The following is a 15,780-nucleotide window of genomic DNA, read 5'->3' as shown; positions in this document are numbered from 1 at the left end:
CTCGATCCTCTCAGGCGTCAGCGGGCGGTCGACGGTGGTGCGGTCGACGACCGCACCACGAGCTGGGGATCGGTCGACGGGATCTCGCCGATCGCGTCGTGTCCCTCGATCTTCGCGATCACGCGCAGTGCAGCTGCACGTCCCATGTCCTCGAAGGGCTGCCGCACGGTCGTGAGCGCGGGGGAGGCGTAGGCGGCCAGGGCGATGTCGTCGACGCTGACCACCGACACGTCTTCGGGCACGCTGCGTCCGGCCTCGTGCAGCGCACGGATCAGGCCGAACGCCATCTCGTCGCTGCTCACGAACACGGCCGTGACGTCGGGGATGGCGGCGATCGTGCGTCCCGCGCGGTAGCCGGATTCCGGCGTCCAGTCGGCTGGGATCAACGGCGGGGGTGCGATGCCGCGGTCGCGCAGCGTCTGCTCCCACGCCTCGATGCGGTGCTGCGTCTCGATCCAGTAGTCGTCGCCGGATACATGCCAGACCGTCGCGTGGCCGAGGTCGAGCAGATGCTCGACCGCGAGCCGGGCGATCGCGCGCTGGTCGACGGCGAGCGGCGCGTCGTCGTCGAGGGAGCTCCGCTCGCTGCGGGTGGCCGGGGTCCGCTCGGTGCGCGCGCGCATGGCCGGGCTGTCGAGCTCGACCGGCACGCCCAGGATGATGCCTTCGGCGCCCTGGCGCTCGAGCCGGTCGAACGCTTCGAGGAACGCCTCGGTGGACGCGTGGTCCGCGACCGCCGCCGTCGTGACGGTGTACCCGTTCGCGGCTGCGACCTGCTGGATGCCGACGCCGAGCGCGGCCGACGAGTAGCGATCGGTCGAGACGACGATCACCCCGAGCACGCGCGTGCGACCGGAGGCGAGGGATGCCGCGGCCGCGTGCACCCGGTAGCCGAGCTCCTCCACGGCGGCGAGCACGCGGCGCGCCGTGTCGGGGCGGACGTTGTCCTGTCCCGACACCACACGGGAGACCGTCTGGGTCGACACTCCCGCGAGGCGGGCCACGTCGACCTGGCTGGGGGATCGGTCTTCCTGATGGCGACGAGGGGGCATGGGGCAATGGTAGCGATCAAACAGCGGAATATCACGAACCACGGGGAGCTGTGGTGCGATAATGTGAACGCAAACACTACCGCTGGAGGATCATGTCAGACCTTCTCGCCCGCGCCGTCGACGGTCGTTCCCCGGGCGCCGACGCCCCGGAGCGCACCGTCGGGGCCCCGGCGTCCGCCCTGTCCTGGCGCGACGGCGCGCTCTTCCGCGGCGGCGTCCCGCACCGCATCCTCTCGGGAGCGATCCACTACTTCCGCGTGCACCCCGACCAGTGGGAGGACCGGCTGCGCCGTCTCGCCGCGATGGGCGCGAACACCGTCGACACCTATGTCGCGTGGAACTTCCACGAGCGCGTCGAGGGCGAGCGCCGCTTCGACGGCTGGCGCGACGTCGAGCGCTTCATCGCGCTCGCCGGAGAAGTCGGCCTGGACGTGTTCGTACGGCCGAGTCCGTACATCTGCGCGGAGTGGTCGAACGGCGGCATCCCCTTCTGGCTCTCGGGTCGCGTCGCCGCGCTGCGTTCGAGCGACCCCGACTTCCTCGCGGCCGTCGACGCCTGGTACGACGAGCTGATGCCTCGGCTGGCTCCGCTGCAGGCCGCCCACGGCGGGCCGATCGTCGCGGTGCAGATCGAGAACGAGTACGGCTCCTACGGCAGCGACGCCGCATACCTGGTGCACCAGCGGGATGCGATGCGGCGTCACGGCATCGTCGAGCTCCTGACCACGGCCGACGGGATCACCGCCGACATGATCGAGCACGGCAGCGTGCCTGGTGCGATGACGACCTTCACGTTCGGGACCGGGGTAGCCGCAGCCCGCGCACTCCGGCGGGGCGATGAGGCGCTCATGTGCAGCGAGCTGTGGGGCGGATGGTTCGACCACTGGGGTGAGCGTCATCATGTGCGATCGGCGGCCGGCATGGGCGGAACGGTGCGGGAGCTGCTGGATGCCGGGGGATCGGTGAGCCTCTACATGGCGCACGGCGGCACGAACTTCGGCCTGTGGAATGGCGCCAACCACGACCGGGTCCTGCAGCCGACCGTGACGAGCTACGACTCGGACGCCCCGATCGGAGAGGACGGGACGCTCGGTGAGAAGTTCCACGAGATGCGCCGGATCCTCGAGCCCTTCCACGACAGGGAGCTCCCGCCGGTCCCCGCGCAGCCTCGGCGTCAGCGCGGGGCGTCCGCGCCGTTGCGGGCGGTCGCCGGACTCGTCGACGTGATCCGCTCCGCACCGGTGGTCGGCTCGGCATCCCCGCGACCGCAGACGTTCGAGCAGCTCGGCGCAGAGGACGGCCTCGTCGCGTACGAGGCGACCGTGTCCTTCCGCGACGGAGCCGCGCTCACGGTCGACGGGCTGCACGACCGCGCCACGGTGCTGCTCGACGGCGAGTGTCTCGGTGTGCTCGAACGCGACGGCCTGACCACCGTCACCTTGCCCGGGGCGAGGCGCGAGGCGCATCTCACCCTCCTCGTGGAGAGTCTCGGGCGGATCAACTACGGGCCCTACACGGGGGAGGGCAAGGGAATCATGCGAGGCGTGATGATCGGGCGGCGCCTGGTGCACGGGTGGACCCACAGGGTTCTCCCGCAGGACGCGCCGCGCCTCGACGAGACGGCCATGGCGGCGGTGGCGGCCACCGGCTCGGAAGGGCTGGCCACGGCATCCATCGTGGTCGAGGAGGCGCTGGACGCCTGGCTCGCGTTCCCCGGCGGCACGAAGGGCATGGTGTGGCTCAACGGCTTCCTGCTCGGCCGCTACTGGGAGATCGGACCGCAGGAGACCCTCTATGCGCCGGCGCCGCTGTGGCGGGCGGGCGAGAACGAGATCGTGGTGCTCGACACTGCAGGTCTCGGAGGGGCGGTGGAGATCCGGGAGCAGCCCTCGTTCGGGCCCCGCGAGGAGTTCATCGGCTCCTGACGCCGTGACGAAGGGCCGCCTCGCGCTGACGCGAGGCGGCCCTTCGTGTGCCCGGCGGAGGAGACCGTCGCGAGCGAAATCCGTGAATGTTTACGCTTATATCACTCAGGGTATTGCAAAATCGAGCATGATCCGCCTACGGTGATAGCGCAAACATTCGTGTCCGCGAGTGTCCAGCGCGACGCATCGAGGCGTCTCCTCGCCGTGTCGCCCCATCCGAGAGGCAAGACGTGTTGAGTACACCCCGAGCCCACCGCGCAGGGAGAGCCGTCGGCTCCCTGCTGGTGACCGCCCTCGCCGTCGGCGGAGTCGTCGCGCAGGCCGCGCCGGCCCAGGCGGCCGATCTGATCCCGGTTCCGAAGTCCGAGTACCGCCTGGCCGCGGTCTCGAGCGAATCCGACGCGTACCCCGCACCCCCGGCGCTCGACGGCACCGCGCTCGGAGCCTTCGACGGCGACTTCTCCACGCAGTGGGTCTCGCGCTACACGACGCCGGCCCCCGCCCCGCACTGGCTCTCGCTCGACCTGCAGCGGTCCATCTCGATCTCCGCGGTCGACTATTCCGGCAAGAGGGGCCAGCGCGTCTCGGCCAAGAACGTCGAGGTGTACGTCACGGACGACGAGGCCGTCGCCCTCACGGATCCGAAGAACGGCGGCTGGGGCACGGCGGCCGCCACCGCCACTCTGCACGCCCCGACCGCGAACGACGAGAAGCAGCGCATCGCGCTCGGCGAGGCGAAGACCGGCCGCTACGTCGCTTTCGTGATCCTCGACGCACAGGACGCCGCGGGCAACGGAGGGGGAGCGGGCGAGATCGAGGTGCTCAGCGACGAGGCGCTCCCGCCCATCGTGACCGATCCCGGCGGCCCCGCCGTCGGTGACACGGTGCAGATCTCGGGCGGAGGCACGACGGCGACGGTCGCCGCGGACTTCCCGCAGATCGTCGAGTACTCCGTGGGCGGCGCCACGATCGGCGGCCAGCGCGCAGCCGGTGCGACGTGGTCGGTGAACGGAACCGCGCGCACCGCGACGACCACGGCGACGCCTTCAGCGGCCGGTATCGACTACGTCTCGGTGCTCGACGGGATCGACGTGACGGTGCGCAGCAGCATCCGGGTCGACGCCGAGGGGTCTGTCGTGTTCGAGGTCACGGGCGTCGAAGGCTCGACTCCCGTCACCACGCTCGGCCTGCCGGACAACGCCTTCCTCTCCGCCGGAGCATCCGATGGGTCTCCCGTGCTCGACCGCACGGTCATCAGCCCCGACAGCACCAAGAACGCCGACGAGCACATCGCGGTGAACGCCGGGACGCCCACAGGGCAGAAGGGCGCGGCCTTCGCGTTCCTCGGCACCGGCGACCTCATCGGCAGCGTGATCTCCAACTCGACCACCCAGGCCTCCGGCAGCACGGCGTCGTGGAACACACGACTGACCACCCGCATCACCGGCGTCGACGGACGCACCGCCGAGATCGGCTCGAACAGCTGGCTCATCCACCCGACGACCGCCGTGGACGACCGCGTGACGACCTACGAGCTGCCGAAGGTCACCGTGCTGCTCACCGGCGACCGCAACGGCGACGGCGCGGTGGACTGGCAGGATGCCGGAATCCGCTATCGGGAAGTGGACACGCCACGACTCGGCGCCGACCGCGTCGCGGAGCGTGTCGTGAGCCGCATCCCGTTCAACTTCGCCTCGAGTGCCACCAACTACTTCGACCTGACGCTCGACAACACCAAGCGCATCGCGAACCAGACCGACGGTCTCGGTCAGTGGGTGCTCAACAAGGGCTACGGCAGCGAGGGGCACGACTCGGCCAACACCGACTACGGCGACAACGTCAACGAGCGCGCCGGCGGTGTCGAGGCCCTCAACCACCTCGTGGACGAGGGCGCGAAGCTCAACGCCGACATGAGCGTGCACGTCAACGCGACGGAGATGTACCCGCAGGCGAATGCCTTCGATGCGGCGATCATCGACGGCGCCGCCCCCTACAAGCCGGGCTGGAACTGGCTCGACCAGTCGTACTACATCAACCAGCAGGCCGACCTCGGGTCGGGACGGGTGCTCGACCGCTTCCAGCAGCTGCGCGACGAGGTGCCGGGACTCAGCGGTGTCTACATCGACGTCTACTACTCGAACGGCTGGGTCGCGGAGGAACTCGCCGACGAGCTGCACGGCATGGGGCTCGAGGTCGCGACCGAGTGGGGCGACAAGTTCGTCGACAACACCGTGTGGTCGCACTGGCCGAACGACCTCAGTTACGGAGGCGTCACGAACAAGGGCATCAACTCGACCATGGTGCGCTTCATCCAGAACGGACAGGCAGACATCTGGAACGACGACGCCCTGCTCGGCCAGCAGCGACTGGTCGACGCCGAGGGATGGGTGGGCAACCAGAACTGGGACGGCTTCATCGGCAACGTGTGGACGCAGAGCCTGCCGACCAAGTTCATCCAGCAGTTCGATCTGCTCGCCTACGAGGCGGGGAAGTCGGCGGCGCTCACCGACGACGTCGCGATCACGATGGACGGCAGCACACGCGTCATCACGATGGACGGAGCCACGGTGCTGCGCGGCGACTCGTACCTGCTTCCCTGGCAGTCGCTCGCGTCGAACACGGAGGCCGGATCGCCCGTCGACGCCGACAAGATGTACTTCTACTCGGCCTCGGGCGGAGCTCAGACGTTCGGCCTCACCGACGCCTTCGGTGCGAACACGGCGTTCGACGTCTTCGCGCTGGGCGACCAGGGCCGGCAGAAGGTCGGGACCGTGAACGCGGTCGGCGGCGAGCTGACGATCACCGGCGACAAGGGCGTGGCGTACGTCGTCGTGCCGCAGGGCGGCTCCGAGCGGGCCGCGGTCGACTACCGCGACGCCGGCCTCGACGACCCCGGATTCAATGCGGGATCGCTCGACGCGTGGCACCCGAGCGGTGATGTGACGGTCGCACGCACCGACGAAGGGACGGCGAAGGGCGACTCCCGCGGCGACAACATCGCCGTACTCGGCGACGCCGCGTCGTCGATCGGCCAGACCGTCACCGGGCTCACCCCGGGAGAGCGGTACTCGTTCTCGGCGCAGGTGGAGATCGATCCGATCGCGACGCGCGACGTCACGATGTCGGTCGACACCGGCTCGGGTGCCGTGCAGCGCACCTGGAATCTGTCGCCGACGTACAACTACGTGGCCGCGGACTCCAAGAACGGTCGGCACTCGCAGCGCGCGACCGTGTCGTTCCTCGCACCGGCGTCGGGCGAGGTGCGGGTATCGATCGCCGCGGCCGAAGGTGACGCGACGGTGCGGATCGACAACGCGCGGATCATGTCCGACACCACGACGCCCTTCGCAGCCGGAACGGTCTATTCGAACGACTTCGAGGGCAACCAGCCCGGATGGGGGCCGTTCGTGAAGGGTGACGCTGGCGGTGTGACCGATGCGCGCACCAGCATCTCGCGACGCCACGATCCGTACGCGAGCAGCGAGTGGCGCAACACCGCCGCACCGTTCGCTCCCGGAGGCGCGCTCGCAGGTCTCGCAGTGGACTCCACCCTCACCGGCGACCACTCCCTGATGTCGCACTCCGAGAACAACGGGCTCGTCTACCGGACCGACCCGACGCTCGTGCCGCTGCAGGCGGGGCACACGTACCGCATCGGCTTCGACTATCAGGCCGGTGCGAGCGGCTCCTACCGCTGGCTCACCGGCACCGACGCGGTGACCGACGGCGAGGTGTCGTCGACTGTGCTGAACCGCACCCCTGTCGAGCAGGCGCTCGAGACGACGGCGTTCTCGCAGGACGTGGTCGTCGGATGCGGCGACTACACCTGGGTGGGCCTCGAACGCGCCGGCGGACCTGACGTCGACTTCGTGCTCGACGACTTCACAGTCACCGATCTCGGGCCGACCGCGGGCGGGACGCCGTGCGCGACGGTCTCGGGAGCGAGCGCAGTGCTGAACCCCGGCGCCCAGGCGACGTTCACGACGCAGTTCACGAACAGCGAGGACATCGTCGCCGAGAACGTCGCGGTCGCGCTCGACCTGCCCGAGGGGTACGACATCGAGGTGGCCGACGGATCGTCGAACCTGTTCGCCTCCGTCGACCCCGGGAAGACCGTCGAGACGACCTGGCTCGTCACCGCCCCGGCGGAGGCCGCCGGGGCGACGGTCGCCATCGGCATCGCGGCGACCTACCTCGTCGACTGCGACGTGCGCACGGTGCGCACGACGCAGCAGACGGCGGTCGCGAGCAGGGCGAGGATCCCGAACGCGCAGATCACCGCCTCCGCGAGCTCCGAGGAGACCGAGGGAGAGGACGGCGCTGCGGCGAACATGCTCGACGGCGAAGCCGGGACCTTCTGGCACAGCCGCTGGAGCACGAGCGCGACGTCGTATCCGCACGTGGTGACGCTCGATCTCGGAGCCGCCGAGACGGTCGACGGCGTCTCGTACCTGCGTCGCGGCGCGAACCAGAACGGTCCCATCAAGGGCTACGAGGTCGCGGTCTCGACCGACGGTCAGACGTACACGCCGGTGGCTTCGGGCGACTGGCAGAACGTCGCCGGATGGCAGGACGTGGACTTCGCCGAGACCACCGCGCGCTACGTCCGGATCACGGCGACATCGTCGATCTCCGGCACGCAGTTCGCCGCGATCGCCGAGGTGGCCGTGTACGGCACGCCCGCGGCGAAAGCCGGGCATGCGCCGAAGCCCCGCCCTGACGACGCTCTCGACGGATGCGGTCAGGCGACCGATCCGGTGCTCGACCTCGATGCCGGATCGGCACGGGCGGGGGACAGCGTGGGCGTCGCGCTCACCGGCTTCGCCCCGGATTCGGCGGTGTCGTTCTGGCTCGATGGCATGAGGATCGCGGATGCCGCGGTGGACGGAAAGGGCGCCCTGTCGACGTCGCTGCTGATCCCCGCGGATGCCGTGGTCGGGGCGCACCGGTTGATCGTCAAGGACGCCGGGGGCGCGGAGCTCGCGAGCTCGGCGCTGGAAGTCACCACGGCGGCGACGCCGAAGGACGCCACGATCACCGCCTCCGTCGCCACGGCGCGCGCCGGTGCGAGCCTCAGCGTGCAGTTGCGCGGCTTCGACGCCGGAGCGGTCGTGCAGGTATGGCTGCACTCCGACCCGGTGCGCCTCGGCGAGGTGACGGTGGGTGCCGACGGCACCGCCGTGGCGACCGTGACGGTCCCGGCGAACACGCCCGCCGGCACCCACGCCCTCGTCGCCACGAACGCCCAGGGCGCGGAGCTCGCGCGCACCGGACTGGCCGTCACGGCGGTGCCGGGTTCGGCGACCGGCGCGCTCGCCGTCACGGGCGGCGACGGCTCGGCATGGGCCGCGCTCGCGGCATCCGCCCTGGTGCTGCTCACGATCGGCGGTCTGATGTGGGGCAGGCGCCGCCGCGCAGACTGACGCACGGCATCCCGAGGGGGCCCGGACGATCACGTCCGGGCCCCCTCTGCGTGCCCCGGGGTACGTTGCTATGCATGCATGTGAATCGCCGTTGCTGTCTCGTCGCCGCTGTCGTCAGCCTGGCGCTTCTCACAGTCGGGGTTACCGGGTGCGGTGAGCGCGGCCCCGAGTCGCGCCCCCAACCTCCCGCCCAGTGGGACGGGGGAGACATTTCACGCCCCCCTCAGCCCGGTGACCTCACCATGTCGTTGCTGATCCTGCCCGGCGGCAAGGCAAACCTCGTCAACGTACCCGGTGGGCGGTGGACGCGCACGGATGACGGGATCTGCTGGAACGACACGGATGAGGTCTACTCGGGCCCCGCTACCTGGACGTTCTTCGCAGAGCAGGGCATCGAGGTCGAGTTCGGGGACTCCGACGTGATCTTCTGGGCCTGGCCGGGGAAGTTCGGCAGTTACGACTGGAGCGAGTTCCGCATCTTCAATTGCTCCGGAGACAAGGAGTGGGGCATGAGCCTTTCGTGCGGTTCGGCCGGGTTGGTGGACCTTCCCGCGTGCAAAGAGCCGTAGAGCACCGGACCGTGCCGCCGTGCGTCTCAGAACGCGAAGCGCCAGGACCGGCGCACGCGAAAGAGGCCCCCGCCGTGGCAGGGGCCTCTTTCCCAGGTTCCGGATCAGCCCTTCACGGCGCCGGCCGCCAGCCCCGACCGCCAGTAGCGCTGCAGCGTGAAGAACAGGAGGATCAGCGGGATGACGCCGAGCAGTGCGCCGAGCATGACGGCGCCCTTGTCGGGCGAGAAGTAGCTCATCATGCCGTACAGACCGAGCGTCACCGGCTTGAGGTCCTGGCTCGAGATCATCATGAGCGGCAGCAGGAAGTTGTTCCAGGTTGCGACGAAGATGAAGAGGAAGATCGTCACCATGGCGGGGCCGAGGAGGCGAAGCACGATCGTGAAGAAGATGCGCGCCTCGCCGGCTCCGTCGATCCGCGCCGCCTCCAGGAGCTCGGTCGGCACCGAGGATTCGGCGTAGACCATTCCGAGGAACACGCCGAACGGCGATACGGCCGAGGGGATGATGATCGCCCACACCGTGTTCGTGAGTCCGAGGGCGTGGAACTCGATGTACAGGGGCACTGTCAGCAGCGCCACCGGGAGCAGGAGTCCCGCCATGATGATCCCCACGGCGATGCGCTTGCCGGGGAAGGCGAACTTCGCGATCGCGTATCCGGCCATGACCGCGAACAGGGTCCCGATGACGCCCGCGCTCACCGAGTAGAAGAGCGAGTTGCCGACCCAGCGCCAGAACAGCCCCTGAGTCCAGCCCATCAGGCTGTCGTAGTTCGCGACGAGGTTCGGTTCCGCGAACCAGAACCCGAACGTCGAGGCGAGGTCGGTGTTGTCCTTCGTGGAGGCGACGACGAGCCAGTACACCGGCACGAGGAAGTACAGGGTCGCGACGACGAGGGCGATGATCCCGAACGCGCGGGCGACGGGTCCGGGTGCGATCGACGGCGGCGGGGCGTCGAGGTCCGGGCGGCGCGCGCGGCGACGCCCCGGGGCGGGCACGGTGGTGGCGAGAGCGGTGGCGGTCATGCGTCCCCCTTCCGGCGCTGCAGCAGCGCGTACACGATGGCGAGGACCCCGGCGATCAGGGCCATGAGCAGGGAGTAGGCGGATGCCGGGCCGCTGCCCGACGGCGACAGTTCGCCCATCATCGAGTTGTAGGTGAGCATCATCGGGGTGAAGTCCTTGCCCATCCAGGAGTTGGCGCTCTCCATGATCACGGGCTCGTTGAACAGCTGGATGGTGCCGATGATCGACAGCAGCACGGCAAGGAGGGCTGCGCCTCGGACGAGCGGCACCTTGATGCGCATCGAGATCTGGAATCCGGATGCGCCGTCGAGACGTGCGGCTTCGTAGAGGTCGCGGGGCACCGCCTGCAGGGCCGACAGGAAGATGAGCATGTTGTAGCCCATGTACGTCCACGTCGTCATGTTCGCCATGGAGAAGAGGATGGTCTGCGGCGACATGAGGTCGGTGCCGTCCGGCAGGTAGGGGAGGAAGGGTGAGACCTCGGGCGTGTAGAGGTAGAGCCACATCATCGCCGCGATCACGCCGGGCACCGCGTACGGGAGGAAGAACGACAGGCGGAAGAGGGCGGGCCGTCTGACGATGAACGAGTCGAGCAGCAGGGCGAGGGCCAGCGCGCCGACGATCATGACGGGGATCTGCAGGCATGCGAAGAGGATGACGCGTCCCATGCCGAGCCAGAACGCGCCGTTGCCCGCCGCGGCGACGAAGTTGTCGAGCCCGACGAACGTGTCGACGAGCTCGCCGCCTCCGTAGAGGCCGCCCCCGGCGGGGACCTGAGCGAAGAACGACGACCGTACCGACACGATGATCGGCACGAGGAACACGATCGCGAAGAGCACCGCGAACGGCGCCATGAACAGCCAGCCGGTGAGTCCCTCGCGCCTCCGTCCGACTCCTGTGCGGCGGGTGCGTGTCGCCGTCGAGGGGAGGCGCGGTCTCGTCGACGGCGACGTCGCCCTCGTGTCGGTCACAGTGGCCATTGTCCTGCCTCTCGGTCCATGACGGTGGCGGAGTGCACGTGATCGCGCACTCCGCCACCGGTCATCTCGTGCTCTGGCTGTGGTCGATCACTCGGCGACGGGGAGGCCGAGGTCCTTCAGCGAGGCGACGGCCGTGTCCTGCGCGGTGGTGAAGATGTCCGCGACGGTCGCCGAACCGGATGCTGCGGCTGCGGCGGTCTCGTTCATCTTCGACAGCGTGGAGAATCCGGGCGCGTACGGGAAGTCCGGGTTGAGGTTCTCGGTCGCGGTGGCGAGCTCGGCGAGCACGTCCTGGCCGCCGAACTGCCGGAGCATCTTCTCGGGGGTCTCGACGTCGCCCTTCGCGGCGACCACGAGCCCCTGCGAGGCGAGGTCGTCGACCTGCGTGTTGAACCAGTCGTTGAACTCCATGGCCTCGGCCGGGTGCTCGCATCCCTTCATGATCGAGACTCCGGATCCGCCGTCGGGGCCGCTCTGGGCGCCGGCGCCCATGTCGGGGAGCTGTGCGACGCGCCACTGTCCCTCGGCGGGGGTGCCATCGAGGGAGTCGAGCAGGAACCCCGCCTCCCATGCCGCGCCCACGTGGCCGATCAGGCTGCCGTCGTTGAGTGCGGAGGTGAAGCCTTCGCCCCAGCGTTCCGTGGTCAGGGTCTGCTTGTTGTCGAGGAGTCCCTGCCAGAAGGCCGCGACCTTCTGCGAACCGTCTCCTTCGGTGTCGACCTTCCACTCGTCGCCCTCGGCGGCGAACCAGGTGTCCCCTGCGGCCGCGGCTTGCCCTGCGAGCCAGTTCTGGGCCTCGTCGGGGGTGAAGGCGGTCACGAACTTGCCTGCAGCGGCCGCGGTCGCGGAGTCCGCAGCGAGGTCGTCGAGCGTCGCGGGGGCGTCGAGACCGAGAGCGGCGAACTCGGCCTCGTTGTAGAAGTAGACGAGGGGTCCGGTGTCCTGCGGCAGTCCGACGATCGCGTCGCCGACCTTCATGCCGCTGAACGCGCCGGCGGAGTAGTGCTCCTCGTACTTCGTCGCCTCGTCGGCGACGTCCTGCAGGAGGCCCTTGACGAAGAGCTGCGGGACCTCCGAGTACCCGGTCTGCGCGAGGCACGGGCCGTTCCCGGCCTTGATGTCGGTCTCGAGCTTGAGGATCATGTCGCTCGACTTGCCGTCGAACTTCGTCGCCTTCACCTGGACCTCGGGGTGATCGGCGTTCCAGCGCTTCACGATGTCGTCGACCTTGGTCATCCCGTCGCCGTCGGGCAGACGGTGGACGTACTCGATCGTGATCGGCTCTCCCGCGTCGGCGCCGCCGGAGTCGGTGGTCGAGCAGGCCGCGAGTCCGAAGGCCGAGACGGTGCCGACGGCGACGACGGCTGCGGTGCGGATGAGGCGAGGGGTGGGTGCCATGCTGTTCTCCTCTTTGAGGTCATGTTCGTGCGGGTCCGGCACCGGGGCGCCGTCGATCACATGCACATCAAATCAGAAAATGTTTGCGCTCACAAGGGCGTGAGGACAACGATTACGGCGTCAGTGACCTTCGCTTAGGGAGCGCTGACATCGCTGACGCCGTCGGCGGGTCGACTCGATCGCGGGAGGGACGCACGGCCTCCTCGCGATGCCTCGCGGAACTCGACCGGCAGGTGTGCCCGAATGCTCGCCGGGCACGACGAAACCCCCGTGCGGTGCACGGGGGAGACGACGAACGGGAAAGCGGTCAGGCCTTCTCTAGTTCGTCCTCGTCTTCGTCGGCGTACTCGTCAGCCCACTTGTCGACGTACTCGTTCTCCGAGTCACTCGGGTGACCGAGTTCGCGCTCGAGCGCCGAGTAGTTGACAGACGGACTGAATGACTTCAGTTCGCGGGCGATTTTGGTGTGCTTCGCCTTCTGACGGCCACGGCCCATGCCTGAGACCCCCTCACGAGTTGAGCTGCGGGCTAGCTGGGGCCCGATGCATTCACGACACCGGCGCGAAGCCGGTAAGAGTAGCATTCAGAATAGCACGCGGCTACGCCGTACTGCCTGACAGCAGCACTGTGAAGGGAGCGATTCTCATGACCGACAACGCCTCCACTCCCTCCGATGAGGCCGCCCAGAACGCCACGTTGCAGAAAGCCGTGATCGTCGGCATGCAGCCGGGGCAGAGCGCGCACGTCATCCACGAAGCCGCGCGGTTCGCGCGCCTGCTGCGGGTGCCGCTCGTGGTCGTGCACGTCGACGTCACGCGGTTCGTGACGTACGAGGATCCGGACGGATACGTGCACTCGGCGCCGATCGACATCAACTTCGACGCGGGCACGGCCGAGTTCGAGGCCGTGCAGTCGGAGGCTGCCGCGGCGCTCGACGGCACCGGGCTCACCTGGACGGCGCGTCAGCTCGTCGGCGACCCCGCCCTCGCGATCAAGCAGCTGGCGAACAAGCTCGACGCGCAGCTCATCGTGGTCGGCACCCGCAAGCGGGGGATCGGCGAGTCGATCCGCGAGTTCTTCACCGGATCGGTCGCCGCGCGTCTCGCTCATCGGCAGCATCGCTCCGTGCTCGTCGTGCCGCTCGAAGAGCCGGTGCCCGACACGCAGCCCGAGATCTGGACCGAGTAGCGACTCGCGCGGTTGGGCGCGTTTCGTCTCGCTTCGCTCGCTCGACGACCGGGTGCCGATCGTCGAGCGAGCGCAGCGAGGAGACGAAACTCGCCGCCCGATCAGTGCGACAGGGTCGACAGAGCCGCCGTGATACCCCTGGCCGCGGCATCCAATCCGTTTTCGAGCTCCGTCACGACGGATGCCGGCAGGCGGCCCCCCTGCGCCACGTGCGTGCGCAGATCGGTGCGCACCCTGGCGCGGAACGCGTTGATCACGGCATCCGCGCGGTGCATCTCCTCGCGACTGACGATGCGCTCGTCGTCGCCGGGTGTGCGGGGACGGGCCTTGGAGGCCGCGCGGTCGTCCTTCTCGGCGGACGCGAAGTCGGCGCGGAGGCTCTTCATCGCCTCCTTGACGCTCTGGCGCACCTCGTTGGCGATCAGACGCACCGAGTCGGTGAGTCCCGCCTCGATGCCGGCGAGGTCGCCCTCGCGAGACGTGAGCTCGGCGCGTCCGGCGTCGGTGATCGCGTAGATCGTGGTGCGGCCGTCGACGGTCTTGGAGACCAGGCCCTCCTCCTCGAGCTTCGCGAGACGCGGGTAGATCGTGCCGGCACTGGGCGTATAGGTGCCTCCCGTGCGGTCGGTGAGCGCCTGGATGATGCCGTAGCCGTGCTGCGGCGCCTCGGCGAGCAGCGACAGCAGGTACAGGCGCAGGTCGCCGTGGGAGAAGACCGCGGGACTCATGCGTCCTCCCACTCGGCGTCGTTCTCGATCGAGGCGGGGGTGCGGCGCAGCACCGTCACTCCGCCCGAGACGGAGTTCACGCGCAGGTCGACGAAGCGTCCGGCGAGCTCTCCGGTCGAGCCGGTGTAGTTGCTGGGGCCCGAGGAGGACCGCTCGACGCCGTCGATCAGGAGTCGGCCGCTGAGCGAGCGCAGCACGTAGTTCGCGGCGAGGGACTCGTCGAGCCGCACGGTGGTGCCGCCCGACACCGAGTTCACGGTGACGGTGTTCACGTCGCCGGCGGCGTCGACCAGGGTCGCGCCCGACACGGTGTCGACGGTCGCCTTGCGCACGGTGCCGGTCACGGCGATGTCACCCGAGACGCTGTTGGCGCTGATCGAACCGGTGAGGCCGCGCACCTGCACGTCTCCCGAGACGGAATTGACGGTGAGGTCGCCGATCAGCGTGTCGACGATGAGGTCGCCTGACACGGTGTTGAGGCGGGCGTCGTTGCGGATGCCGGAGACCAGCGCGCCTGCGCTCACGACGCCGAGGTTCAGCGCGATCGAGCGCGGGACCGCGACGCTGACCTCGGCCTTGGGGCCTCCGGAGCCGAAGTTGCGGAAGACCTCGAGGAAGTTGTCCCAGCCGAGCTGCGGGTGGTCGATCTCGACCTCGCCGTCGTGGGACTCGATGCGGAGGTCCTTGATGGTCACTCCGTGCACTTCGATGCGGATGCCGGGTTCGTCGTGCGCGATGACGTCGACCTGGCCGCCGACCAGGCCGATCTTCAGCCGACTGACGTTCTCGATGTCGATGACGCGTTCCTCGCCGGGGGCGATGAGCCACTTCTCGGTCATTTCTTCTCCTGTGGGTGGGGGCCGTGTTGAGACGGATCACGATATATCGTGTGCGAGAAGCGTAACACGATATATCTCGAAGGTGTCAAGACTGTGATCGCGCCTTCTCGTCGGTCGACGGGATCCCGGTGGTGGATCGCTCGCACCCGATCCACCGATGCCACGACCGGGCGCCCGCGATCGCGGCGCGCCCGTCCGCGAAGATCGGGACCAGGAAGAACCCGTGCGCGAGGAACCACGCGTGCAGGAGGAGGTCCGGGCACGCGAGCAGGAGCAGGAGACCGACTGCGACGCATCCGCCCGGGCCCGCGGCAGCCGCGACGAACATGTCGCGACCTCGGATGCGACCGCGCGCCGACACCGAGATCCGCCAGAGCGTGCGCTCGAGCGTGAGCGTCGTCACCCCCGGCGAGCGTCGGAGCGCGATCGCGTGACCGAGCTCATGGAGCACGAAGGAAGCGCAGAGTCCGCACGAGTAGTGGACAGCGAGCAGGGTCGTGCCGACGAGAAGGGCCGGTTGCGCCGTGACGACGCCGAGCACGACGGCCGCGGTGGCGGTGGACGCGAAGACGATGTGCAGCGGCCATCCCGCCCGCAGTAACCAACGGCTCAGCGTGCGGACGTCAAAGGAGTCGATGGCCCGCGTCCACACG

Annotated in this window: 12 protein-coding genes; 4 read left to right on the top strand and 8 right to left on the bottom strand. The window is 69.1% G+C overall.

Features of this window, described 5'->3' with window-relative positions; genetic code table 11:
- Nucleotides 1–17: 17 nt before the first annotated feature.
- The gene (locus MRBLMX7_RS07745) at nucleotides 18–1,052 is read right to left on the bottom strand and encodes a LacI family DNA-binding transcriptional regulator (RefSeq protein ID WP_363367258.1); all 1,035 of its coding nucleotides are present in this window, start codon (nucleotides 1,050–1,052) and stop codon (nucleotides 18–20) included.
- A 92-nt stretch (nucleotides 1,053–1,144) separates the two neighbouring features.
- Here MRBLMX7_RS07745 and MRBLMX7_RS07740 point away from each other — a divergent pair, with 92 nt between their 5' ends.
- From MRBLMX7_RS07740 to MRBLMX7_RS07730, 3 genes are all read left to right on the top strand, one after another.
- Nucleotides 1,145–2,977: a glycoside hydrolase family 35 protein gene (locus MRBLMX7_RS07740; RefSeq protein WP_363367256.1), complete on the top strand. Its 1,833-nt coding sequence runs from the start codon at nucleotides 1,145–1,147 to the stop codon at nucleotides 2,975–2,977.
- Nucleotides 2,978–3,261: 284 nt separating this feature from the next.
- Complete coding sequence (locus MRBLMX7_RS07735) at nucleotides 3,262–8,400, top strand: endo-alpha-N-acetylgalactosaminidase family protein (RefSeq protein ID WP_363367254.1); 5,139 nt, start codon at nucleotides 3,262–3,264, stop codon at nucleotides 8,398–8,400.
- Between the two features lie 242 nt (nucleotides 8,401–8,642).
- The gene (locus tag MRBLMX7_RS07730; RefSeq protein WP_363367252.1) at nucleotides 8,643–8,969 is read left to right on the top strand and encodes a hypothetical protein; all 327 of its coding nucleotides are present in this window, start codon (nucleotides 8,643–8,645) and stop codon (nucleotides 8,967–8,969) included.
- 104 nt (nucleotides 8,970–9,073) lie between these two features.
- Here the strand turns inward: MRBLMX7_RS07730 and MRBLMX7_RS07725 are convergent, their stop codons facing one another.
- The 4 genes from MRBLMX7_RS07725 to MRBLMX7_RS07710 form a co-directional block, all read right to left on the bottom strand.
- A complete protein-coding gene (locus MRBLMX7_RS07725) occupies nucleotides 9,074–9,994 on the bottom strand; it encodes a carbohydrate ABC transporter permease (protein ID WP_363367250.1) in 921 nt (306 codons plus the stop codon).
- Nucleotides 9,991–10,974, bottom strand: a complete 984-nt coding sequence (locus tag MRBLMX7_RS07720) for a carbohydrate ABC transporter permease (protein WP_363367248.1) — start codon at nucleotides 10,972–10,974, stop codon at nucleotides 9,991–9,993. The genes MRBLMX7_RS07725 and MRBLMX7_RS07720 overlap by 4 nt, the downstream gene beginning before the upstream one ends.
- 87 nt (nucleotides 10,975–11,061) lie before the next feature.
- Nucleotides 11,062–12,372, bottom strand: a complete 1,311-nt coding sequence (locus MRBLMX7_RS07715) for an ABC transporter substrate-binding protein (protein ID WP_363367246.1) — start codon at nucleotides 12,370–12,372, stop codon at nucleotides 11,062–11,064.
- Nucleotides 12,373–12,679: 307 nt separating this feature from the next.
- Nucleotides 12,680–12,868 carry a DUF3073 domain-containing protein gene (locus MRBLMX7_RS07710; RefSeq protein WP_050723254.1) on the bottom strand — a complete coding sequence of 63 codons (189 nt, stop codon included), beginning with the start codon at nucleotides 12,866–12,868 and terminating at the stop codon, nucleotides 12,680–12,682.
- A 149-nt stretch (nucleotides 12,869–13,017) separates the two neighbouring features.
- Here MRBLMX7_RS07710 and MRBLMX7_RS07705 point away from each other — a divergent pair, with 149 nt between their 5' ends.
- The gene (locus tag MRBLMX7_RS07705; protein WP_050723255.1) at nucleotides 13,018–13,560 is read left to right on the top strand and encodes a universal stress protein; all 543 of its coding nucleotides are present in this window, start codon (nucleotides 13,018–13,020) and stop codon (nucleotides 13,558–13,560) included.
- A 101-nt stretch (nucleotides 13,561–13,661) separates the two neighbouring features.
- Here MRBLMX7_RS07705 and MRBLMX7_RS07700 read toward each other — a convergent pair whose 3' ends face one another.
- The 3 genes from MRBLMX7_RS07700 to MRBLMX7_RS07690 all read right to left on the bottom strand — a co-directional run bounded on the left by MRBLMX7_RS07700 (nucleotide 13,662) and on the right by MRBLMX7_RS07690 (nucleotide 15,779).
- On the bottom strand, nucleotides 13,662–14,288 hold the full coding sequence (locus MRBLMX7_RS07700) for a PadR family transcriptional regulator (protein WP_363367243.1): 627 nt from the start codon (nucleotides 14,286–14,288) through the stop codon (nucleotides 13,662–13,664).
- Entirely contained in the window at nucleotides 14,285–15,127 is an 843-nt protein-coding gene (locus tag MRBLMX7_RS07695) for a DUF4097 family beta strand repeat-containing protein (RefSeq protein ID WP_050723256.1), read from the bottom strand. Before MRBLMX7_RS07695 ends, MRBLMX7_RS07700 begins: the two co-directional genes overlap by 4 nt.
- Nucleotides 15,128–15,212: 85 nt before the next feature.
- Nucleotides 15,213–15,779, bottom strand: coding sequence for a hypothetical protein (locus MRBLMX7_RS07690; protein ID WP_363367241.1), 567 nt, complete (start codon nucleotides 15,777–15,779; stop codon nucleotides 15,213–15,215).
- Between the last annotated feature and the right edge of the window lies 1 nt (nucleotide 15,780).

Source organism: Microbacterium sp. LMX7-1.2 (assembly GCF_040675935.1).
Classification (GTDB): Bacteria; Actinomycetota; Actinomycetes; order Actinomycetales; family Microbacteriaceae; genus Microbacterium.
The sequence above is the reverse complement of the archived record's forward strand: the minus strand, read 5'-3'. Positions and strand labels throughout refer to the sequence as shown.